The 22564-nt window shown below is 47.9% G+C and carries 16 protein-coding genes; 7 read left to right on the plus strand and 9 right to left on the minus strand.

Features of this window, described 5'->3' with window-relative positions:
* Positions 1-69: 69 nt before the first annotated feature.
* A complete protein-coding gene (pntB, locus tag SDEN_RS04835) occupies positions 70-1554 on the minus strand; it encodes a Re/Si-specific NAD(P)(+) transhydrogenase subunit beta (RefSeq protein WP_011495382.1) in 1485 nt (494 codons plus the stop codon).
* Between the two features lie 11 nt (positions 1555-1565).
* Positions 1566-3122 carry a Re/Si-specific NAD(P)(+) transhydrogenase subunit alpha gene (locus tag SDEN_RS04840; protein WP_011495383.1) on the minus strand — a complete coding sequence of 519 codons (1557 nt, stop codon included), beginning with the start codon at positions 3120-3122 and terminating at the stop codon, positions 1566-1568.
* A gap of 343 nt (positions 3123-3465) precedes the next feature.
* Between SDEN_RS04840 and SDEN_RS04845 the strand changes: the two genes are divergently transcribed.
* The 6 genes from SDEN_RS04845 to SDEN_RS04870 all read left to right on the plus strand — a co-directional run bounded on the left by SDEN_RS04845 (position 3466) and on the right by SDEN_RS04870 (position 11276).
* Positions 3466-5265, plus strand: a complete 1800-nt coding sequence (locus tag SDEN_RS04845; RefSeq protein ID WP_011495384.1) for an assimilatory sulfite reductase (NADPH) flavoprotein subunit — start codon at positions 3466-3468, stop codon at positions 5263-5265.
* A 103-nt stretch (positions 5266-5368) separates the two neighbouring features.
* Positions 5369-7057 (plus strand): assimilatory sulfite reductase (NADPH) hemoprotein subunit, encoded by a 1689-nt coding sequence (gene cysI / locus SDEN_RS04850; protein ID WP_011495385.1) that lies wholly within the window; start codon positions 5369-5371, stop codon positions 7055-7057.
* Positions 7050-7829, plus strand: a complete 780-nt coding sequence (locus tag SDEN_RS04855) for a phosphoadenylyl-sulfate reductase (RefSeq protein WP_011495386.1) — start codon at positions 7050-7052, stop codon at positions 7827-7829. Before cysI ends, SDEN_RS04855 begins: the two co-directional genes overlap by 8 nt.
* 679 nt (positions 7830-8508) lie before the next feature.
* Positions 8509-8925 (plus strand): VOC family protein, encoded by a 417-nt coding sequence (locus tag SDEN_RS04860; RefSeq protein ID WP_011495387.1) that lies wholly within the window; start codon positions 8509-8511, stop codon positions 8923-8925.
* A 97-nt stretch (positions 8926-9022) separates the two neighbouring features.
* Positions 9023-9406, plus strand: coding sequence for an MAPEG family protein (locus tag SDEN_RS04865; protein ID WP_011495388.1), 384 nt, complete (start codon positions 9023-9025; stop codon positions 9404-9406).
* A 151-nt stretch (positions 9407-9557) separates the two neighbouring features.
* Entirely contained in the window at positions 9558-11276 is a 1719-nt protein-coding gene (locus tag SDEN_RS04870; protein WP_011495389.1) for a hypothetical protein, read from the plus strand.
* A gap of 173 nt (positions 11277-11449) precedes the next feature.
* Here the strand turns inward: SDEN_RS04870 and azu are convergent, their stop codons facing one another.
* The 3 genes from azu to rihA all read right to left on the minus strand — a co-directional run bounded on the left by azu (position 11450) and on the right by rihA (position 14026).
* A complete protein-coding gene (gene azu, locus SDEN_RS04875) occupies positions 11450-11923 on the minus strand; it encodes an azurin (RefSeq protein ID WP_011495390.1) in 474 nt (157 codons plus the stop codon).
* Between the two features lie 189 nt (positions 11924-12112).
* The gene (gene rbsK, locus SDEN_RS04880) at positions 12113-13021 is read right to left on the minus strand and encodes a ribokinase (RefSeq protein WP_011495391.1); all 909 of its coding nucleotides are present in this window, start codon (positions 13019-13021) and stop codon (positions 12113-12115) included.
* Positions 13022-13090: 69 nt separating this feature from the next.
* Positions 13091-14026 (minus strand): pyrimidine-specific ribonucleoside hydrolase RihA, encoded by a 936-nt coding sequence (gene rihA / locus SDEN_RS04885; protein WP_011495392.1) that lies wholly within the window; start codon positions 14024-14026, stop codon positions 13091-13093.
* Between the two features lie 380 nt (positions 14027-14406).
* Between rihA and SDEN_RS04890 the strand changes: the two genes are divergently transcribed.
* Entirely contained in the window at positions 14407-14931 is a 525-nt protein-coding gene (locus SDEN_RS04890) for a DUF3087 domain-containing protein (RefSeq protein WP_011495393.1), read from the plus strand.
* Positions 14932-14976: 45 nt separating this feature from the next.
* On the opposite strand, the gene SDEN_RS04895 is transcribed toward SDEN_RS04890, so the two are convergent.
* The 4 genes from SDEN_RS04895 to SDEN_RS04910 all read right to left on the minus strand — a co-directional run bounded on the left by SDEN_RS04895 (position 14977) and on the right by SDEN_RS04910 (position 22476).
* Positions 14977-16254: a sensor domain-containing diguanylate cyclase gene (locus SDEN_RS04895; RefSeq protein WP_232279927.1), complete on the minus strand. Its 1278-nt coding sequence runs from the start codon at positions 16252-16254 to the stop codon at positions 14977-14979.
* Positions 16255-16791: 537 nt separating this feature from the next.
* Positions 16792-17199 carry a DP-EP family protein gene (locus SDEN_RS04900; RefSeq protein ID WP_011495395.1) on the minus strand — a complete coding sequence of 136 codons (408 nt, stop codon included), beginning with the start codon at positions 17197-17199 and terminating at the stop codon, positions 16792-16794.
* A gap of 70 nt (positions 17200-17269) precedes the next feature.
* On the minus strand, positions 17270-20665 hold the full coding sequence (locus SDEN_RS04905) for a winged helix-turn-helix domain-containing protein (RefSeq protein WP_011495396.1): 3396 nt from the start codon (positions 20663-20665) through the stop codon (positions 17270-17272).
* A 206-nt stretch (positions 20666-20871) separates the two neighbouring features.
* On the minus strand, positions 20872-22476 hold the full coding sequence (locus SDEN_RS04910; protein ID WP_011495397.1) for a peptide MFS transporter: 1605 nt from the start codon (positions 22474-22476) through the stop codon (positions 20872-20874).
* Positions 22477-22564 lie beyond the last annotated feature (88 nt).

A 22564-nucleotide genomic window follows, 5' to 3' on the forward strand; every position in this document is an offset into this window, starting at 1 on the left:
TTTTCTTAAGGCTACTTTTACTTGCCGTCGCTCTTTCAGCCAGCGTCTAGCTGCTAAGCCTCTAGCAGTTTAAAGATGTGCCAAGATTTGATTAACTGACTCTTTAGCATCGCCAAATAGCATTTGGGTGTTGTCTTTAAAGAACAAAGGGTTTTGCACGCCGGCATAACCTGTGTTCATGGAGCGCTTAAAGCCGATCACGGTTTGGGCTTTCCAGACTTCTAATACTGGCATGCCAGCAATCGGACTCCCAGGGTCTTCCATGGCGGCAGGATTCACAGTGTCGTTAGCGCCGATAACAAGCACCACGTCTGTGTCACTGAAATCTTCGTTGATTTCATCCATCTCCAGCACTATGTCATAGGGCACTTTGGCCTCAGCCAACAGCACGTTCATGTGGCCAGGCAGACGCCCAGCAACAGGGTGGATGCCAAAGCGCACCTTGATACCCATGGCGCGAAGCTTGCGGGTAATTTCAGCCACCGGATACTGAGCCTGTGCGACCGCCATGCCATAGCCTGGGGTAATAACCACAGAATCTGCGTGTTTGAGCAAATCAGCCACATCTTCGGCGTTAGTTTCGCGGTATTCGCCCATTTCATCGCTTGCCGTACTGGCAACGCCATCACTGCCAAAGCCGCCAGCTATCACTGAAATAAACGAGCGGTTCATCGCCTTACACATGATGTAAGATAAAATCGCGCCGGATGAGCCTACGAGTGCACCCACAACAATCAGCAAGTCGTTTGATAGCATAAAACCTGCCGCCGCTGCCGCCCAACCCGAATAGGAGTTGAGCATCGACACCACTACTGGCATGTCTGCGCCGCCTATGCTGGCCACTAAATGCCAGCCAAAGGCGAGTGCAATTAAGGTCATTATGATAAGCGGAATTAATGCACCGCCTGCTTGTACAAACATGAGCATTAAGCCAATAGAGACCAGTACCGCCAGCAAGTTAAGCTTATGTCTGTGGGGCAACGCCAAGGCTTTAGAGGACAACCTGCCATTAAGCTTGCCAAAGGCGACGATGGAGCCAGTAAAGGTCACAGCGCCAATGAAGATGCCTAAAAACACTTCCACCAAATGGATATTGAGCATGGCACCTTCTAAGTGCAGCCCTTTATCTTGAGTACTGACTTCCATAAAGGCTGCTTTGGCGCTCTCTAAAGTCGTGGATAAATCCTCCCCCAATACCAGTACGATTTCATTCACAGCCTGTGGATGAAGGTCGATAAAGCTGTTAAAGCCCACCAGCACGGCGGCAAGGCCGACGAAGCTGTGTAAAATGGCCACAAGCTCTGGCATCTGGGTCATTTCAACTTTTAGGGCTAAGCGAATACCTATGGCAGCGCCTATGACCATAGCTAGAATAATCCAAGCCACCCCTGTGGTGCTTGGGTTTAAAATGGTGGCGCCAAGAGCAACCGCCATACCTATAATGCCAAACCAATTACCTCGTTTGGCGGTTTCTTGTTTCGATAAGCCCGCCAGGCTTAAAATAAAAAACACGGCGGCGATGATGTACGATGCGCTTACTAATCCTTGAGACACGATACGACCCCTTAATCTTTACGGAACATCTTCAGCATGCGCTGAGTGACGGTGAAGCCGCCAAAAATGTTGATGCTGGCGATAAGTACGGCAATAAAGGCCAGTACAGTGACGAGTGTGGAGCCTTGGCCTATCTGCAAGAGTGCGCCCACCACGATAATGCCTGAAATGGCATTGGTGACCGACATCAAGGGCGTGTGCAATGAGTGGGAGACGTTCCACACCACGTAATAACCCACCACGCAAGAGAGCACAAACACAGTGAAGTGAGATAAAAACTCAGGGGGGGCCACAGACGCCACAGCGGCAAAACCTGCAACCCCTAAGGCGGCTAAAACCCACTTGAGTTTTGATGGTTTAGCGTCAAGCTGAGGTTTAGTATCAACACTGGCAGCAGGCTTTGGCGGCGCCGCGGAAACAGAAATGGCGGGCGGCGGGAAGGTGACTTCACCCAAATTTGCGACCGTCATATTGCGCATCACCACATCATCTAAGTCCAGTAAGGCGGCGCCGTCTTTGGCTTTACACATCAGCTTCATCAGATTGACTAAGTTAGTGCCATAAAGCTGGGAAGATTGGGCCGCTAACCGGCCGGGAAGGTCGGTATAACCTAAGATTTTCACCCCGTTTGCGGTGATAATTTTCTCGCCTGTGACTGTGTACTCACAGTTGCCCCCTGTGGCGGCGGCTAAATCCACCACCACAGAGCCACTTTTCATGGAATCGACCATGGCCTGGGTAATGAGTTTTGGTGCTGGGCGCCCTGGAATAAGCGCAGTGGTGATGATGATATCCACTTCTTTGGCTTGCTCTGCAAATAGCGCCATTTCGGCGGCAATAAACTCATCACTCATGACTTTAGCGTAACCGTCTGCCGAGCCGCCTTCGCTGTTTTCAAATTCAAGTTTTAAAAACTCACCGCCCATGGACTCGATTTGTTCGGCTACTTCAAGACGGGTATCAAAGGCGCGCACTATGGCCCCTAAAGAGCCCGCTGCGCCAATAGCGGCAAGGCCGGCGACACCTGCGCCAATCACTAACACTTTAGCAGGTGGCACCTTGCCTGCGGCGGTGATTTGTCCGGTGAAGAAGCGGCCAAATTCGTGGGCGGCTTCGACGACGGCGCGATACCCGCCAATGTTTGCCATGGAAGACAAGGCATCTAAAGATTGTGCCCGTGAAATGCGCGGCACCATGTCCATGGCCATCACAGTCACTTGTTTTTCTGCAAGTTTGGCGACTAGCTCTGGGTTTTGCGCTGGCCAGATAAAGCTGACTAAGGTGGTGCCGGCTTGAAGTAGCGCGATTTCATCTTCGCTTGGGGCATTAACCTTAAAAATAATATCGCTGTGCCAGACAGTGTTGCCCTCTTTAGCTTTGCCACTGTCACTGTCATCAATGTGCGCGCCAGCTTCACGGTAGGCGGCATCATCAAAGCTAGATAACTGTCCTGCACCTGCCTGAACGACTAGGTCAAATCCCAGTTTACTGAGCTGTTTTATGGTCGCTGGTGTGGCTGCGACCCGAGTTTCACCACTTAGGCTCTCTTTGGGTATTCCTATCTGCATGACTTTATCCCTGATGGTTAAAAGACCAAGCCGCTAAAGGGGTTTTAACGGCAATAACAAGCTATCAGCATGTGGTAAGACAGGCGTTAGGCACAAGCGCACATGGTTAATTTTGATAGCTACCAATTTCTATCAATGAATGGATGAATTGCCTGTTCCATCATTGATTAAATTCATTGGTTTAAGCACAAATCTAAACGCTAGTTTAAATCAGTCTCTCATTTGTAGCTTAAAAAATAGACTTTGCATATTCCTAAATGGAATAAAAAATCATCTTTTATTCTTTTTTGCTTTTTAACTATAAGGATAAGCTAACAAGATTACACTGATATAGGGCCGTCTCATGTTGTTAAACGAACTTTCATCACTGGCTTCACCTTTGTCTCAAGGACAAGTGGACCAGCTTAAAAAACTCACCGCAGAGCTTTCTGCCGTACAACTTGCTTGGGTGAGTGGTTATCTAGCGGCCAGTGCAAACTCGGGAGCCAACGTAGGCCAAGGCGCAGGGGCATTAGCTCAAGCTGCCCCTGAGCAAACCGTGACCATACTCTACGGTAGCCAAACCGGAAACGGGCGCGGCGTCGCCACAGCGTTAGCCGCTAAAGCCCAGGCTCAAGGCTATGCGGTTAATCTCACTTCTATGGGGGATTACAACAGTCGCCAGTTAAAGCAAGAAACCTTGCTATTACTTGTGGTCAGCACCCATGGTGAAGGCGAAGCGCCAGATGATGCCATGGAGCTGCACAAGTTCTTAGGCTCTAAGCGTGCCCCTAAATTAGATCAACTGCATTACTCAGTGTTGGCATTGGGCGACTCAAGCTATGAGTTTTTCTGCCAAACCGGCAAAGATTTTGATGCCCGCTTAAGCGCACTTGGCGCCAAGTCACTCCTGCCTATGGTTGAATGTGACGTGGATTACGATAAAGCCGCGGATACATGGCAAGAGCAAGTCATCACTGCCATCAAGCCGCACCTTGCTAGCACAAGTGTTAGCAGCGCCAGTGTGGTGTCTATCAATAGCGCTCAAGAGAGCATCTTTAGCAAGCAAGCCCCATACAGCGCCGAAGTGCTAGTGAGCCAGAAGCTTACCGGCCGTGATTCAGACAGAGACGTGCGCCATGTGGAAATCGATTTAGCCGATTCTGGCCTCACTTATGAAGTGGGTGATGCCTTAGGCATTTGGTTTACTAACAATGAAGCCTTAGTTGATGAAATTATTTCATCATTGGCATTAAGCGCCGATGAGCCTGTGACTATCGGCGATAACAGCATGAGTCTCAAGCAAGCCTTAATTGAACATAAAGAACTCACTCAGCTAAACCCAGCCTTCGTAAAAGCCTGGGCCGAGCTAAGCGTGAATGCCAAGTTACTTAGCCTACAGGATGATAAAGCCGCCCTGCGCCAATTTATCTTAAGTCATCAGGTGATTGATTTAGTCACGGCTTATCCTGCCAAGGTGGACGCGGCCCAGTTTGTTGAGTTACTGCGCCCATTAACCCCGCGTCTTTACTCTATTGCTTCAAGCCAAGCTGAAGTAGAAGCAGAGGTGCACTTAACTGTGGCGCTGGTTGAAGATGAGCGTCAAGGTCAAACCCGTTTTGGCGGCGCCTCGCACTTCTTAGCTTCAGCGCAGGAAGGTCAAAGCGTTAAGGTTTATGTGGAGCCGAACAAGCATTTTCGCCTACCAGAAAACCCTGACACCCCAGTTATCATGGTGGGACCTGGCACTGGCGTGGCACCATTTCGCGCCTTTATGCAGCAGCGCGCAGTGGATGGTGTTAGTGGCAACAGCTGGTTATTCTTTGGCAACCCGCACTTTGAGCAAGATTTCTTGTACCAAACTGAGTGGCAGCAACACCTTAAAAATGGCGAGTTAACTCGTCTTGATGTGGCCTTCTCACGGGATCAAGCCCACAAGGTCTATGTGCAGCACCGCATTAAAGAGCAGGGCCGTGACGTATGGCAGTGGCTACAAGATGGCGCTCATTTGTACATCTGTGGTGATGCAGAGCGCATGGCCAAAGACGTGCATCAGGCATTAATTGAAGTGGCAATGGAATTTGGTGGCCTGAGCGCGGATGACGCGGCGGCTTACCTTGATGAGCTTCGCAGCCAGAAGCGCTACCAAAAAGACGTCTATTAATCACCAATGCTGTTGAACAAAGCACAAAGAAGTCGTGCTAAGCAGCAATTAAGTCAAATGATTAATCATGACGCATAAAACAGAATTGATAAGAGGCATTGCCATGAGTGAGCAAAAGTTAGCAGTAAACGAATATTTAAAAACCGACAGTGATTACCTGCGCGGCACTATCCAAGAAGGCCTAGACACTCAAGTGACGGGCTCTTTTAGCGACGGCGATCAGCAGTTGATCAAATTCCACGGCTTTTATCAGCAGGACGATCGGGATTTACGCAACGAGCGTAAAGAGCAAAAACTTGAGCCTCTATATAGCTTTATGTTGCGCGCCCGTGTGCCAGGCGGTATTTGTACCCCAGCGCAATGGTTAGATGTAGATAAAATCTCATCGACACTGACCACTTCGAACAGCATACGCTTAACCACCCGCCAGACGTTCCAGTACCATGGCATTCCTAAGCGTAATTTGAAGACCCTTATTCAAGGCTTAGACAAGGCCGCACTGGACTCCATCGCAGCCTGTGGTGACGTGAACCGTAATGTGATGTGTAACCCAAATCCGGTTGAGTCTAAGCTGCATGCTCAGGCTTATGCGGTGGCGAAGGAATTGTCCGATCACTTATTGCCACACACTCGTGCTTACGCCGAAATCTGGTTAGATGAAGAAAAGTTGGTGGGTGAAACCGTGGAGCCTGTTTATGGCAACACTTATTTGCCACGTAAATTTAAGATGGCAGTATCAGTGCCGCCGGATAACGATGTGGACGTGTACACCAACGATCTAGGCTTTATTGCCATTGCAGAAGACGGCCAGCTGGTCGGCTTTAACTTAGTGGCTGGCGGCGGCATGGGCTCAACCCATGGCGAAGTCGAAACCTTCCCACGTTTGGCCGATGATTTCGGTTTTATTAAAACAGCTGATGTGATCAAGTTTGCCGAAGCTGTGATGACAGTGCAGCGTGACTGGGGCAACCGGGTGGTACGCAAACGCGCCCGCCTTAAATATACCATTGTCGATCACGGTTTCGATGCCTTTAAAGCTGAGGTTGAAAACCGTGCAGGGGTTAAGTTTGCCCCTAAGCGCGATGTAGTGATTGGCGATCGCGGCGATCGTTATGGCTGGGTTGAAGGCATAGACAGCAAGTGGCACTTAACCTTGTTTATCGAAAGTGGCCGTATTAAAGACTTGCCAGGTCAGACGCTGCAAACGGGTCTGCGTGAAATAGCCAAGATCCACAAAGGCGATTTCCGCATGACCTCAAACCAGAATATGATCATCGCAGGCGTGGCGGCTGAAGATAAAGCCGAGATTGAAGGCCTAGCGCGCAAGCATGGTCTAATGGGTCAAGTATTAACTGGCACTCGCGGGCATTCAATCGCCTGTGTGGCACTGCCAACCTGCCCATTGGCGATGGCGGAAGCTGAGCGTTATTTCCCTGAATTTATTGACCATATTGATGCGCTGCAAGCCAAACATGGCATTAGTGATCAATCGATAGTGGTGCGTATGACAGGTTGCCCGAACGGCTGTGCCCGTCCTTTTGCCGCTGAAATCGGCTTAGTGGGTAAGGCGCCTGGGCGTTACAATTTATACCTAGGTGCGAACTTTGAAGGCACGCGCCTGAATAAAATGCACAAAGAAAACATCCAAGAGGCAGAAATTCTTGCGGAATTGGATACCCTGTTTGGCCGCTATGCCACCGAGCGTGATGCGGGCGAAACCTTTGGTAACTTCACGGTGCGCATAGGCGTAGTGAAGGCGGTGAATGACGCCGCTAAGGATTTTCATGGATAAAGACGGCTTATCAAACAGCAGCAATAATGCGGTTATCAGCCCAGAGGCGCTGAAGCAATTATTGCTGGCCCCCAAGGATGAGCAAGTACGCGAACTTGAGCGCATTAATGGCTTTTTATCTAGCCTAAGTGCGCAGGAGCGAGTGGCCTGGGGTCTTGCCTATTTGCCTGGCGAGCATGGCTTATCATCAAGCTTTGGCATACAGGCGGCGGTCATGCTGCATCTTGTGACCCAAGTGCAAAGTGATATCCCAGTTATCTTGACCGACACTGGCTACCTGTTTCCTGAGACTTATGGTTTTATTGATGAGTTAACCGAGCGGCTTAATTTAAACCTTAAGGTGTATCAAGCGGGGCAGACCAGCGCCTGGCAAGAAGCCCGCTTTGGCAAGTTGTGGGAGCAAGGCTTAGATGGGCTTGAGCAATACAACCGGATCAACAAGGTTGAGCCCATGCAGCGGGCATTGGGTGAACTTAATATTGGCACTTGGTTTGCCGGCCTTCGCCGCACCCAAGCCAGTAGCCGTGAAGCACTGCCCATTTTAGCCATTCATGGCAGCCGTTTTAAGCTGCTGCCCATTATTGAGTGGAGCAACAAAGACGTGCACGAGTATCTCACTTTGCACGGTTTGCCATACCATCCTTTGTGGGAGCAGGGCTATGTGTCAGTGGGGGATACCCATTCCACAAAGCCGCTGGAGCTGGGTATGAGTGAGGAAGACACTCGCTTTAACGGCCTAAAGCGTGAGTGTGGGCTGCACTATGAGATCTAGTGTTTAGCTAATTTATTCGTCCCCTGCGCAATCAATTTAAAATCTAATACTTTAGATTGATTTTTAGGCCTTGCAGCTCTGTGGTAAGGCTTAACTAAAAAACGCTTGTTTTAAAGAATAATCTATTTAAAACAAGCGTATATATTTCTGTTTAAGCCATCTTTTTGCTGATGAACTCAGTTAATAATACTGGACTTTCGATTAGTTCTGCTTCAAAAATCCCCAGCAAAAAACCTTGAAATAGACTAACGTTAGACGTTCCCGTAGATGGTTTTGGCGGTTCTTATTTGGGAATACCCCGCTGGATTTTTTGCCAGACAGCACGATTAAATCGGCCTGTTTAAGACGCATTAACTCCCTAGCAATTTTGTTCCTCCAAGAACGCCAGAACAAAGGCTCCTAGAGCCAGTATGATTGACCTTGCTAGCGTAAGCGACATCATATTCAGCCTACCCAATCGGCCCATATTGGGCCGATTGGGAAGACTAAAACGCCAGTCACAGTTGGATCCCCAAGTTTCAAAGCTCTTCATTGCCCCTCTTTTTTGTCTCTCCCCATTCTGGCTTTGCAATATGTTGGCGCATTCAAGCTGTGAATATTTATGTTATTTTTCACTTGAACCTCAACTTAACTTTAGCTTTATCATGAGAGCCTGATGACAATAAACCTAGGAGTCATGATGAACTTAAATCAACTAACATTGCCAGTGACGGATATGGCTAAAGCCAAGCAGTTTTACCTCACCTTGGGGGCAGTATTAATCGTGGACACCCCGCATTATGTCCGCTTCGCCTGTCAAGATGAGTCGGGCAATCTTGGCAGCAGTTTTTCACTTTCGCTTATGCCAGCATCTTTGGCATCCAGGGCCGAAACCCAAGGCGTCACCCTCTATTTTGAACATGAAGCATTGGATGTTTGGGTTAAGGAATTAGAAGCTAAAGGTTTGGTATTTGAACAACAACCGCAATATCAAAGCTATCTTTGGCGGGAAGCCATGCTTAAAGATCCTGCTGGAAACAGAATAAAGCTCTACTGGGCGGGGGAAAATAGACTCAATCCACCTTGGCGGGTGGTGGATAGTGAGGCGATAGATTAATTGCCAGTGTTAGCCCATTGACCATTGACTAAGGGCTTGTTGGGCTTCAGGATAACGGCTTACAAGAAACCCACTTTCACTGTTAAATGGACTTCCTATGACAAGCTTACTTATTTGTTTACTGCTCGCCATCTTATTACCTTATCTCGCCAAGGGCCCAGTGGCTGCGGCTATGGCCAAGCTTGGCGGCTATGACAATCAACATCCTCGTGCGCAGCAGGCAAAATTGACTGGCTATGGGGCCCGCGCCCTTGCGGCCCATCAAAATGCCTTCGAATCTTTGCTGGTATTTGGCATTGCGGTCCTCACTGTCATTGCTACGAATAAGGTGACAGATGTGGTGGTTATCTTAGCCATAGTGCATGTGGTGGCTCGTTTTGCCTACCATTTGCTCTACTTGTATAACTACGGCACGTTACGCTCGATTTCATGGTTCATCGCCATAGGCGCATCCCTAGGGATCTTTGCCCAAGCGCTGTAATAGGTTAGTGCCTTTAAGCAATCTTTTTTGTGCTAAGACTTGGCTTTAATGTTAGATTATTCCGTTAGTTAGCTATTCCTAAGCTAGTAATGGTTTTTTGCTGCCTTGGATGTGCAGTACTTTTTTTGATCTGTTAAATGGAGTTGTTTGGATGAATAAATTTGCGACCGCTGCACTTGTCGTGGCTGTGGGGGCTGGTGGTTACTGGCTGGCAGGGGGGAATAGCCCAGAGAAAATAACCGATCCTATGTTGGCTTACATTCCTGCGGATACTTTGGCTTTTTCTGCTCAATTCAGCCCGTTTCCCATCAAGGATTACTTGTATTCGGCGGCCAGTACTCAGCAATATGCGCCGCTGGATGAACTGAACACTATTTTTGATGCGGCCTCGGCTCAAGAGCGATTTTTCTTAAGTTTCTTCAAGGCTTATGTTGAGCGTGCTCAAGAGCCTGAGCGTTTGCTCGCCGACTTAGGTTTAGGCGACACCCTAAAGAGTTATTTCTATACCTTAGGTGCGCTGCCCGTGTTTAAGTTTGACATCCAGAACCCGTCAGCATTTTGGGCTTATTTCGATGCCCTCGAGCAAGACAGCGGCCTGAAACACAAACTGAAGAAGGTCGCCGGCGCCGAATATCGCGCTTACTTACTGACAGATGTGGATGACGCTGAGCGCCTTGAGTTAGTGATTGCCGAGCGAAATGGCTGGGTGACAGTGACCTTAAACAGCTCCTTTAATGAGCTTGCCTTGCTAGAAAAAGCCTTAGGCTTAACGCCTGTGGATAATCCTATCTCTGAGACGGCGATGATCCAAGAGATGATTAATGAGCACGGTTTTACTAACGATGGTCTTGGCTTTATTAATCATGTGGAGCTAGTCAAAGCCATCACCTCAAGTGATGCCAATATGCTTGCTAAGCAATTGGCCAGCTTAGCCGATGCTATGGGTGAAGATCCCTTCGATGAGCTTAAAAGCCTACAATGCCAAACTGAGCTACTGAGCATAGCCAATAATTGGCCCAAAACTGTGGTCGGTTACAACAGCCTTGAGATAAGCCGTGAGCGTAGCGCCATGGACATGTCTGTAGTCGTTGAGTCTCGCAATCAAGTGATCCTTGCGGCGTTGCAGCAAATGCGAGGTTTTATCCCAAGCTTTAGCCAGCAATTGGAGGGTAAGGTGTTCGCTTTAGGCCTAGGGTTAGATGTGGATAATCTGGCTACTAGCTTGTCTAAAGTATGGCAAGAGTTGCAAACCCCTGAATATCAATGTGCGCCGCTTCAGCAAATGCAAGCCGAGTTAAGTGGGCAGAACCCCGCTATGCTAGGCATGATGACGGGCATGGTACAAGGCGTCAAAGGCGTGAGTTTGACCGTAAGCGATTACCAACTTAGCAATGACACGGGTGAGCCAACCCTTGCGGGTCTGGATGCCTTGTTTAGCCTAAGCGCTGAAAAGCCTGCTGTGTTAGTCAATATGGCTAAAGGTTTTGTGCCTCAACTTGCTAATGTGGACCTTGTGGATGGTGGCGAAGCCGTGGATATCACAGAGCTACTTATGTTGCCGCCTCAGGTTAAGTTACGGGCATCCTTAGCGATAAAGGGTCAGCATTTACTCTTATATACGGGTAAAGGTGAGGCACTTGCCAATACGCTGGGGCAGCAGCCTCTGAGCAATAATGGTTTATTTAGCCTAGGGGCCGATTATGGCAAATTACTGTCACCCTTAGTAACGGTAATTGAGCAAAGTGGCGAAGAGATGCCACAAGAGCTTGAGATGCTTAAAGACTACAATATGACAATGCAGATGAGCTTAGATATTGGTGACAAAGGCATAGTGTTGCGCTCTGCCATGGAAACCAAGGCCGCGCAATAATAAGATGATGAGTTAAAAACTAGGGGTTATAAACTAGGCATTAAAAACTAGGCGCTATAAACTAGGCATTATAAATTTAGCCCAATAAAAAAGCGGATCAGATGATCCGCTTTTTTTATGGCCGCTCGTCATTAAATAAGATTTAACATCAAGCGAGCCGTAAACCTTTCGCATTATTTGATGCTGAAGGTACCCTGCATGATTGCCCAGTGACCTGGGAATGAGCAGAAGAAGTTGTAGCTGTCAGTTGCAGTTAAACCAGCAGTGCTGAATTTAACGCTAACAGTTTCGCCGCCGCCTACAAGAGCAGTATGAGCGATAACGCGAGTGTCACCGGCTTTTAAGAATGCATTGTCAGCGCCAGCTGGCATACCGTCAGTAGCAACACCAGCCATGTCAGCAGCTTTGGTTAATACCCAGTTGTGGCCCATAGCCGCTTTTGGTAATGCACCTGTGTGAGTCAAAGTTACTGTGACTTCTTTACAGCTTGCTGGCACGCTTAATTCTTTAGTGTCGAACTGCATAGCATCGTTAGCACCGACTTTAAGCTCACACTCATTAGCGCTTGCAGATGTTGCGAAGAAAGCTGCACCGGCTAAGGTGATAACTTGTAATAGGCGAGCACTTGCTGATGTGTTAATTTTCATCTGAATTTATCCTCTGATAAAACAATTGACTGGGATGTGGGGTATATCAGGGGTAGATGATAAACCATCCGAGCTTAAAGTGTGGTGCCTTTTACAATTAATTATTATTCATCCGCCTAGTTTTTGAACGCATTCATACTTTTAGGCGAGGTAAAATCAACTATCTGCACTATTCGCTCATGCAAATCATCAAACAAGGCAGTCTCGATAAGGAATGCTGCGCTGCGCCCCTTGGCGAGTCACAGTGATCGCTGCGGCCTTGTTGGCAAAGGTCACGGCATCAAATAATGCATGCTCCTGACTTAAACCGACCAAAAGGGCGCCATTAAAGGTATCACCAGCGGCGACTGTGTCTATGGCCATCACATTCGGCGCGGCAACTAGGCCGCTAAATTCAGCGCTACTCACATAGGCACCGCGTGCACCTAAGGTAATGATCACTATGCTAGGGCCATGGCTATGAAGAATTTGTGCTGCAAAGGCGGCGCTGTCTTCATCATGGACTTCTATGCCTGTGATGGCTTCGGCCTCGGTTTCATTGGGGGTAATGATATCCACCCATTTATATATCTCAGTACCGATATTTTTTGCCGGCGCCGGGTTGAGTATGGTCTTGCCCCCTTGCTGTTTAACAAGCTTTAGGGCTTCGATAACCGTAGGCGTTGGGCTTTCCAGTTGGGTTAATAACCAGTCGGCACGGCTAAGGAGTTCTTGATGTTCCATAAGCGCTTTGACAGATAAATTATCGTTAGCGCCAGGGGCGACCCCTATGGAGTTTTCACCATTTTTATCTATGAAAATCAATGCGCTGCCGGTACTTAGATTATCAATTTTACTCACGCCATCGCTGTGAATACCATCGAGTTTCCAGCTATGACACATATCATGGGCCAGAGTGTCATTGCCTAAATGGCAGATAAAATCCACTCGGGTACTAGGGGAACACAGCCTAGCGACAGCCACCGCTTGGTTAGCGCCTTTGCCGCCGTGCTCGATACGATAATTTTGGCTCATTAAGGTTTGGCCTGTGGTGGGCAGGTATTCAAAACTCATCACATGATCCACATTGGCACTGCCTAAAATAACGAGTCGGCTCATAGTGTCTCCCTCTGCATAGCTTGGGTGCTCGCCCTGGCGCTAGGGTTAGTCCTAATGTTAGCGCTAGTGTTAGTCATAGGCGTGTAACCGCTCGACGATAAAGTCCACAAAGCCTTGTCTGTCGATATCAAATAAGACAGTGGCATTGGCAGGCTTGCCAGTGAACTGATACTTGTCGATGACAGTCATGCCTTGGGTATATTCGCCCTTAGTTTCTATGCCGACCCAGCAATCTTGGCTGGTGAACAGTTCCGGCTTAAGCAGCCAAGCTATGGTGCAAGGGTCGTGCAGAGGCGCACCTGTGAAGTCCCATTTTGGATCTTTATGATAAATAAGGAAGAAGTCCAATAACTCGGCAACGCACAGCGCAATAGGATTGCCAATGTTGCGAATACGCTCAATGTCCTCAGCCATGACTTGCGCCTTATGGGTCACATCGAGACCACAAAGAGTAATGGGAAGGCCAGACTTAAACACTATGTCGGCAGCTTCTGGGTCAACGAAGATGTTAAATTCAGCGGCCGGCGTCCAATTGCCAACTCCGGCTGCCCCGCCCATTAACACTATACGTTCAATCTTAGGGTGAAGCTCGGGGTGAGCGGCCAATAACAGCGCAATATTGGTGAGAGGCCCTGAGGGCACTAAGGTCACAGGGACTGGGCTTAGGCGCAGCTTTTCTGCCATCAACTCAACCGCTGTAATGGGCTGGGCCGCGAAGCCAGGTTCAGGCAGAGTTGGACCATCTAGCCCGGTTTCACCGTGGACATTGTCGGCGATGATAAGCTCGCGTGCCAGCGGCTTAAGCGCACCACCTGCCACTGGGATGTCGCTTCGCGCTAACAAGGTTAAAATGCGCAGCGCATTGTATAAGGTTTTATCTGGGGTTTGATTGCCCGCACTTGTGGTCACAGCCAAGGGAGTGAGGGCTGTAGTGCTTAGGGCCAAGATAAGCGAAATGGCATCATCATGGCCAGGATCGCAATCAAGGATAATAGAACGGCTCATCGGCATAGTCAGTAATTCCATTCGTCGATAGAAATTTAGAGTAACACTTTGAATTTGTTTGTCATCTTAAAATATGGCCCTAAAGTCGCCTTTGCTTAAGATGTAAGCTGGGTGGCATGTTAGGTCAGCATTAAGTGCCAATATTTGATATGCATAGCCCTGACAGCATTGCTGGCCGCAATATCCAGAGCCGTGCCTATAGTAGCGAGTGTGGGTTAGCCTTGAAGGCTCAGGGTTGGACTCAAGTTTGATAGCCTGCACCTTGATTACTCCCCTTTGAACTCCCGCTGAATGACAAGATAATTAATAGGATTGGTATTAGGATGAAAACATCATAAAATGGCCCGCTATTCACTTTATTTCCCTAAGCTCGAGTCATTATGAATTTGCAACACATAGACAAGGCCATTTATCGTCAACGCAGTAACAAAATCATGATGGCCTTAGTGGCTGCTTTGTCTTTATCTTCCTTAGCTTATGGGGCCATACTTATCGCCCTGTTCGGCCAAGGGAGTGTCGAGGGCATCGAGTCCACGGGTAATTTTCATTGGAACTTATTGGGCGTTGTTGCTGGGGTTGTGAGCTGCGCCCTGGGGATGAATCATCTTAAACAGCATGCGTTCATGAAAGAGGCTTATTATGTCTGGCGGTTAAAGCAATTGCAGAATCAAATTTACCGTAAGCTTGCAAAAATTAAACTGGCAGCGAAGCAAGATGATACTAAAGCATTGAGCATATTAAGCTTTTATTATCAGAGTCTAAGGCAAGTGTATCTACTGGATGATAACACCTTAACCTTGGCGAAATTGGACGCTGATATCAGCCAGTTAAATGATAAGTTGCAGCGCCTCGGCTTAAGCTTAGAAGGTCAAAGCCTAAGCCTTGAGCAATTAAAGGCATTCTAAACAGATTGAAGCACTTAAGTTTTGAACCGCTGAACCGCTGAAGCGCTATTGGCTTAGGTTAATTCTGTCTCTGCCATCAGATTTAGCGCGATAAAGGGCGGTATCTGCAGCACACAAGAGTGCGGTGGGAGTTCTAAATTGACCATTGCGTTCACAGGCAATACCTTGGCTGACACTTATTTTTACGCTGGCGTCTAACCCTTGAGCGGTAAATGAGAGTTTATTGATTTGCTGTTGCACTCTCATTGCCGTCGCCTCTGCAATATGGGCATTGCAGCCGGGTAAGATTAGCGCAAACTCTTCACCGCCATAACGGGCTGCCAGACAATGGCGAGACGGCAGGGCAGCTTGGATAACCTGTGCGATGCGTTTTAAGCACTCATCCCCTTGCACATGGCCGTGGGCATCGTTGAATGACTTGAAATAGTCCACGTCTATGATCACTAAGCTTAAGGGCAGGCCATGGCTGACACATTCTTGCCAGTTGCGCTGTAATACTTCATCAAAAGCATGACGGTTAGCCAGCTGGGTTAAGGAATCTGTGCGTGCGAGACGGCGCAGCTCCTTATATTCTGCCTTATGACTGCTGAGGTTATGCATAATGCCGATAAACACGGCTTTGGGGTTGCTATCACTGGCAGGCAAGCAAGAGAGGGATAAATCCACTTCTAATGGCTGGCCATCATTACGCTTTAATAACACCTCTTTTGGGCCATGGTTTAACTGAGTTTCAGTTGTCATGTGCCAACCTTGAAATAGGTTGTCGTATTCTTCCTGCGCGTCCCGATAAAAAAACTCAGACAGTTTCTTGCCCACGATTTTATCCTTTGGCGCGCCAAATAACTTGGCCCCTTGGGGGTTTATCATCTCAATCACGCCTGCACTATTGACCAAGAACATGGCTTCGGCGATATGAGACACTAAGGTGTGTAGCAAGCTTTCTGCAAGGCTCGCCGGTAAAGGGAAGCTTGGGTCATTGCTACTGATGTCATAGCTTATAGTGTTAATGACTTCGGATTGAGATGTTTGCGCTGGGGTATGCGGTATGGACATAAGCTTAGTGGTCGATGCTTCATTGTCTTTGTTGTTAATCGATAAGTTCTCAGCGGCTAATTTTTTAACAGCTAGTGTTTCAACGGCTAGTTTTTCATTCGCAGTCAGTGGGTTAGGGTCGATAGCATCGGCTTGAGCCTTTTTTAATGCAGCAGCATTAACCTTAGCATCGGTGGATTTGCCATTGAAGGCATTGGCAAGATCCGTTGCCCTTTGTGTCGCCTGTGTCAGGCTTTGCTGAATATCAGCGAACGTATCGACTTGTGTCATGGGATCTTCCTTCACCGTTAAATTAATTTGCCCGATAAATTGAGCGCTATCGTCATTATTCTTCAGTGCTTTATTCAATGGTTCTGAGCACTTGTGAGCTTAACTCTATTCAATGGGCTCACAAGTTACCTTCTGGTAATCTTCTGGTTTTATCTTATTGATTTAACTTGTCTTATTTTTAATTTATTTTTGGTATTATGTGAAAAAGCTTAAGTGCGGAAGCTTGGCTGATACAGAATTAGACAGTGTTAGAGGGTTCTAGCCAGCCTTGGAGCAAGAAGTCGTGCAAACAATTGATAGCGGAAGCAGACAACTTTAGTGGTGATTAACGCAGTAATTGCAGGCTGAAAATTACAGAAATTGAGTCAGTGGAAATAAAATTTCTGGAGAGAAGGTGAGAGCTTTGAGTTCAGAAGGTAAGAAAAAAGGCCAAAAAAATCCCCTAAACGCGTTGGCATTTAAGGGATGGTTAACAAAGCTAAAGCTCGATTAATTTACGGCGATTATTGTTAAATTCGTTTGACTATATTAGATGTCTTATTCATTTGGTCTGCAGATGATTTGTGGATCTTGACTCTGAAAAATCGCTCCATCAGCATCGCAATCTCGGGCGGCAACCACCACCTTAAAGGCGATATCATCGTCGGTGGTTTTACTCTCATTTTCAGCCGTGATAGTTAATATAGACTGAGTCGCATTGGTCTCAATCTTGACTGATTGCAGGCTATCATCATCATCCCTATAAAATTTAGCACCGACGAAGACCACATCTTCATTAGTGATAATATATTTAACCTTACCAGAGCCATCTAACACGACTGGCGTCGACGGATTAAATACAAATGTGGCTGGTTCATTGGGATTGGTAGGTAGTGTGACTGTGACTGTGACGTATTCATTGGTTTTGCTTAATGTCTCAGTGTTTAGCGCCTGTACTGTGCTCATAGTGCTTCCTTTTTTATGTTGATTAAGGGAATTCCCTAGCGATTGAATTGTTTTACATGTTCGAATGTGATTACTCAATAAAAATAAAACCTTTGCCACTAATTCCCATACTTTGAAGGCGTAGCCATTCTTGAGTGATAGGCTTTGTTTTTCCAACACATGAATTCGCTTGAACGAAAGCTAAGATAAGCTGTATCTCAGTAGTCTCTTGGATAATAGGTGCAAGTTCATCTATTGTATTTTGGCATAGTGCTAATGATAACTCAGCTTGGGCTTGTTGTTGCAATTGGTAGGCTTTGAGTATGCTAAATTCAACGTTTGAGATTACATAATCACGGCTTCTTACATTCGCTATACTGTTTAGCTGTTGTTCAACTTGCTCTATTAAAATCTCAGCTTCGGATAATGCTTTAGTTTTTTGTAGAGACCTTATTATCTCTAGTTCTATAGTAATGGCTTTTATTTTAGAAGAGGTGTCTAGCAAGGTAGCATTTATTGTATTTATCTGTTGCTGAAATAATGCGTCAGACTCTTGCATTAGAAACGAGGGAGCATGGGTTCTAATCCCCAAAGAGAGTGCTCTAACATGGGTTAAATCGGACTTCCACTGTTCATTACTTGGGTCTTGTTTTAGCGCTTTCTTTAGTAATTGGGCTGACTTTTTTGCCTTTACTGTGGCTTGCTCGAACTTACTTTGATAGCGAAGTAATTGAGCTTGATTAGTGTAGATATAGGATAAACGGCTCATCAGATTGGCATCATCATTAGCCTTAGTCAGCAGCATTTCAAGTTCTAACTGAGCTTCATTATAGAGTGTTAAAGCTTCGTCTATGTTTCCTATTGGTATATTAATCTTGGCTAACCAATTCAAGGTATCGGCTCTATCTGAGCGTAAATAATCATTTTTTGGATCTTTAACAAGTGCCTGAGTTTTTAACGATAGCGAACGATTAAAGGCGGTGTTGGCTGCTTGATAATCTAGTTGTTTTAACGCCAGACTGCCCAAAGAGTTCAAGGCATAGGAAAGCTCGACCCAGGCATCGACATCATCGGGTGTCAGTGTCATCAAGGCATCGCTGTAATCACGGTATAAAGTCAGGTATTTTTCCGCGAGCGGCCAATTGCTTTGAGCATAAGGTATTTGCCCGAGCCAGAAGGCGTTGGCGCCGAGGACTTTGAGCAGAGTTGGGTTGGCTTTATCTTCTGTGTAGAGCTTATCCAGCAGCAGTTTGGCAGCCTCAAAGGCTTTAATGGCTTCATCCAATTTGCCGCGAGAATAGGCGACTTCGCCCATGGCTTCTAAGGTCTGGGCGTGTTGAAATCTGGCCTCGAAGCTGGCTTTGCTAGAAGTGAAACCAAGGGAGGTACTTAGCCAGTGTGGCAGCAGGCTGTTGGCATTTGACTTTGATTCTGGATTTGCGTCGTCGCGACTGAAATATTCTAAGGCCTTGTTACTGATGCCATCGAGTAAATCCATGCGGCCGACGCTTCTGAGTTTGTCGGCAAAATCCCCCACCATAAAGCCCAGCAAGTTTTCAGCCTCTAGGCGTTTCTCTAAGGCTTGCTGCTCGGCATCTAAACTCTTAAGGCTCATTAGCACAGAAGTGAAACTCAGTAGGCACAAGAGGCTGATGGTGATGCGGCGGGTCCAGCGCTTAATTTGCGCCCGCTTGATGGAGGTCTGAATAAAGCCTTGCTCTTGATTGTCTAAACTAAACAATGGGTTGGATGAAAGTGCCACAGCTTCTTGCAACGGTTTGCCTTCTGCCAGTAAATAGGCTTTTCCCTTGGCTTCATCGCGCCAGCGTTTGGCAAGGTGATGAATGCGGCTCTTAATGCTTAAGCTGTCTAAATGATCGTCTATCCACAGCTTGGCTTTATCCCAGCGGCGCAGCAGCGCCTCGTGGGCGACGCTAAAGCAAGGTTCACCATTTTGCAGGTGAGACACAAACAGCCGACTTTCCACCATGGCTTTCACTAGGGCGACTTGGTGCTTGTCCTCGAGTTGTGACCAGCGGGCGGCGCGGCTGGTGATATTGCTCTCATCTAAACTTAGGGTCACTAGCAAGGATAATACCTTGGCAAGACTGGCGTTATCCGCTTGGCTTAACTGACTGGTGACTTCTTGGGCTTTTTTACCAATGGAGCCTTCTATGCCGCCAAGGGCGCGAAACACCTCAAGTTTTAGCTCGCCAGATTCGCTGCGCTGCAGATACAGCTCTTGCAGTGTATATTGCAGCATGGGCAATGCATCGGGGTTACTTGCAGCTTCAACGCAGAGCAACTCATCTAGGCCCATGGCGCTGGTATTATCCTGTTGCCAGCTTAAGCCGGCAGCACTTGCGGGCAGGCGGATCATTTGCAGTAATTCGGCCCGAGTAGGCGGGGCTAAATCGAAATGAGCGCCGCTTGACTTACCCGCCATTAGGCTAGGGTAATTGACTAAGCTCGGGTAGAAATCATTGCGACAAGCACTTAAGACTAAAATAGCGCCACTATTGGCTAAGGTTTCTAGCAGTGCAACAAAGGCCTCACGCTGGGGCTGGCTAAACTGCGGTGATGACAATAACACTTCGAGGCGATCGACAAACAGCGCCAGCAAAGGAGTTGCATATGTCGCATGGCAAGGCGCGGTGCTAGTGTCAGTATTCTCGCTGCTGGAAGTTAAGCTGGCCGCTAAGTTTGTCGAGAGCAGGGCTGCCTTACAGAGTTTTATTACAGCATCGATATCTTCTTCAAGCAGCGCAGCTAAGCGGTCGGCGGAAAAGCCATCAAACACAGGCTCATCATTGATGTCCCAGTCGAGCATAGCGCTGGCAAGATCTGTCATTAGCCTGTCTTTACTGACGTCGGCTAAGTCCAGCGTGGTATGGCTGCAAACCCCTATGCCATCATAGCCATTGTGGCCCATTAAATTAGGCAAGACGCCTGCGTTGACTAAGGATGATTTACCGCTGCCACTTGGGCCTAATAACAGGCAAAACGCGCGGCCGAATTTGACTTGTTCTGCAATGCGCCCCAACAGGGTGCTAATTTGGGCGCTACGGCCAAAAAATACCTGGGCATCTTTGGCTTGGTAGGGCCTAAGGCCCGGGAAGGGAGACTCACCTTGCCAACTGGCTATTTCTGCATGGGTTTGATGCCCTAGGGGGAATTCAACCGATGCCAAGGTGCGATAGCCGCGTTTACGGATAGTTTCAATATAGGTGGGGGCGGTGGCTTTATCGCCTAAGGCTTTGCGTAGCTGAGTGATGGCTTTATGTACTGGGTTATCGCCCATGGGAATATCGCCCCAGCAGAGCTTAACTATGTCGTCGCTGCTTAAAACATCGCCGTCACTTTGGCATAGTAATAACAGCACATCCATGGCCTTAGGCTCGAGCTGTTTAACCACATCGCCGCAACGCAGGCTGTTTGACTCAGGGTTGATTTGCCAGTCGCCGAAAAAGAACATGTTGTCACTCATGTTGCACCACTCAAGTTTTTTAACTGCTGATTATTATTGTTGTGATTTCTGTATGGTTTTAGTGTCTTTGTTGGGTTATTGGCTTAACTGTTAACTCCGCTGCTTGAGACTGACCAAAATGGCCGCCGCATCAGAGTTACACGCCACTTTAAAGCTCGGTGGCATGCAAGTCAACGTTGTGAATGTAAAGCTTTTTAGGCTGAGTTTTAAGCTGCAGCCTGCTGATGCATCAGTTTTTTTACCAAGGGGCTGATGGCGAAGAAGACCACTGCCATGGCTATGCCTATCTGGGCCGAGAAGATAAACAGTTCTTCATAGAGCTGCATGGCACTTGGGATATCGCTTATCACGCCGCCATGGGTGTCAATGGCGGCAAGTTTACTCAGCTCAGCGGCTAAAATCTCAGAGTATGAGGTGCCGAGGAACCAAGCGCCCATCATCAGGCTCACCACGCGTTTGACCGATAATTCGGTGACCGCAGACAGGCCTATGGGCGACAATAACAATTCACCAATTTCCAGCACTAAATAAGCGAGCACTAGATACCAGATGCTGACTAAACCGCTTTCTAGCGGCGTTTGAATGCCTAGCACTAACACTAGGAATGACAAACCGGCGAATAAGATCCCTAAGGCAACTTTTATTGGTTTGCTGGGATCTAAGCCTTTACTTGCAAGCTTTGGCCACAGCCAAGCAAACAAGGGCGATAGAGAGATGACGAAGAAGGCGCCGAGGAAGGTGAGCTGGCCGGCGCTCCATTCTAAGCCGAGCATGTTTCTGTCCATGACGCGATCGGAGAAGGCGACCCAAGAGCCGTAGGTCTGCTCGTAGAGGCCGAAGAAGATTAACCCCGCCACAATAAACACCAATAAGGCCGTCATCTGCTGGCGCTCAATCTTGTTGCAATGCTTTAGCATAAACCAGCCTATGCCAATGGCGAGCACTAATGATATGCCGTGCAAGGTCCAGAGCACTGGGCTGGCGCTGGGTAACATCTCACTGAGTTGTAACACCAATGAGTGGGTTTGAACAAGCCCCCAAATAAGCAGCACACTTAAGCTGGCGGCTAGGTATATCCAGACTTCTGTGCTGATGCCTAAGCGCTTTTTGGCAAGCTTTTCAGGGTCATTAGCTTCGGCGACGCCATACAAGTATTTTTGCCCGCGGATAAACACAATAAGCCCTGCCAGCATGCCTATGCCTGCTAGACCAAAGCCATATTTCCAGCCGTAGGTTTCACCAAGGTAAGCACAGAGAAGCGGCGCTAGGGTGGCCCCTAAGTTTATTCCAGCATAGAAGAGGGTAAAGCCCGAGTCACGTTTGGGATCCTGCGGCGGGTAGAGTTGACCGACTATGGTGGATATATTGGGTTTTAAGAAGCCCACCCCCATGATAATTAACGCCAAAGAGAAGTAAAATACTTGCAAGGCACCTTCATCACGCACCACTTCCCCAGCGACTCGGGCCGCTTGGTGGCCTTCAAATGCCATGCCTAGGTGGCCGAGCACCAGCAAACAGGCGCCGAATATGACCGCCTTGCGCATGCCTAAATAGCGGTCGGCTAATAAACCACCCACCACAGGCACGGCATAGACGAGGGCACCATAAGCCCCGATAAGGTTGTAGCCTTGTTCATCGGTAAACAGGTGGTATTTGATCAGGTATAAAAACAGCAGGGCTTTCATGCCGTAGAAGGAAAAACGCTCCCACATCTCGGTGAAAAAACACACGAACAGCCCCTTGGGGTGGCCTAAAAAGGTGTCCTGCTGCATGTTGGCGTGGCGTTCAGCATCTGATAGTGTGGTGGGCATTCGAGCGTCCTTAACTGTATGAGTGGCTCAAGAATATCAACTGCTTAATCAACAAGCCAGAGATCAAATTGGCTAGGTTTTTGGTTAG

This window comes from Shewanella denitrificans OS217, assembly GCF_000013765.1.
GTDB lineage: Bacteria > Pseudomonadota > Gammaproteobacteria > Enterobacterales > Shewanellaceae > Shewanella > Shewanella denitrificans.

Bases quoted from the DNA above. Each gene is read 5' to 3' on its own strand.
- SDEN_RS04840 (WP_011495383.1), bottom strand. From the start codon at position 3,122: ATGCAGATAGGAATACCCAAAGAGAGCCTAAGTGGTGAAACTCGGGTC.
- SDEN_RS04845 (WP_011495384.1), top strand. From the start codon at position 3,466: ATGTTGTTAAACGAACTTTCATCACTGGCTTCACCTTTGTCTCAAGGA.
- cysI (WP_011495385.1), top strand. From the start codon at position 5,369: ATGAGTGAGCAAAAGTTAGCAGTAAACGAATATTTAAAAACCGACAGT.
- SDEN_RS04855 (WP_011495386.1), top strand. From the start codon at position 7,050: ATGGATAAAGACGGCTTATCAAACAGCAGCAATAATGCGGTTATCAGC.
- SDEN_RS04860 (WP_011495387.1), top strand. From the start codon at position 8,509: ATGAACTTAAATCAACTAACATTGCCAGTGACGGATATGGCTAAAGCC.
- SDEN_RS04865 (WP_011495388.1), top strand. From the start codon at position 9,023: ATGACAAGCTTACTTATTTGTTTACTGCTCGCCATCTTATTACCTTAT.
- SDEN_RS04870 (WP_011495389.1), top strand. From the start codon at position 9,558: ATGAATAAATTTGCGACCGCTGCACTTGTCGTGGCTGTGGGGGCTGGT.
- azu (WP_011495390.1), bottom strand. From the start codon at position 11,923: ATGAAAATTAACACATCAGCAAGTGCTCGCCTATTACAAGTTATCACC.
- rbsK (WP_011495391.1), bottom strand. From the start codon at position 13,021: ATGAGCCGACTCGTTATTTTAGGCAGTGCCAATGTGGATCATGTGATG.
- rihA (WP_011495392.1), bottom strand. From the start codon at position 14,026: ATGAGCCGTTCTATTATCCTTGATTGCGATCCTGGCCATGATGATGCC.
- SDEN_RS04890 (WP_011495393.1), top strand. From the start codon at position 14,407: ATGAATTTGCAACACATAGACAAGGCCATTTATCGTCAACGCAGTAAC.
- SDEN_RS04895 (WP_232279927.1), bottom strand. From the start codon at position 16,254: ATGACACAAGTCGATACGTTCGCTGATATTCAGCAAAGCCTGACACAG.
- SDEN_RS04900 (WP_011495395.1), bottom strand. From the start codon at position 17,199: ATGAGCACAGTACAGGCGCTAAACACTGAGACATTAAGCAAAACCAAT.
- SDEN_RS04905 (WP_011495396.1), bottom strand. From the start codon at position 20,665: ATGAGTGACAACATGTTCTTTTTCGGCGACTGGCAAATCAACCCTGAG.
- SDEN_RS04910 (WP_011495397.1), bottom strand. From the start codon at position 22,476: ATGCCCACCACACTATCAGATGCTGAACGCCACGCCAACATGCAGCAG.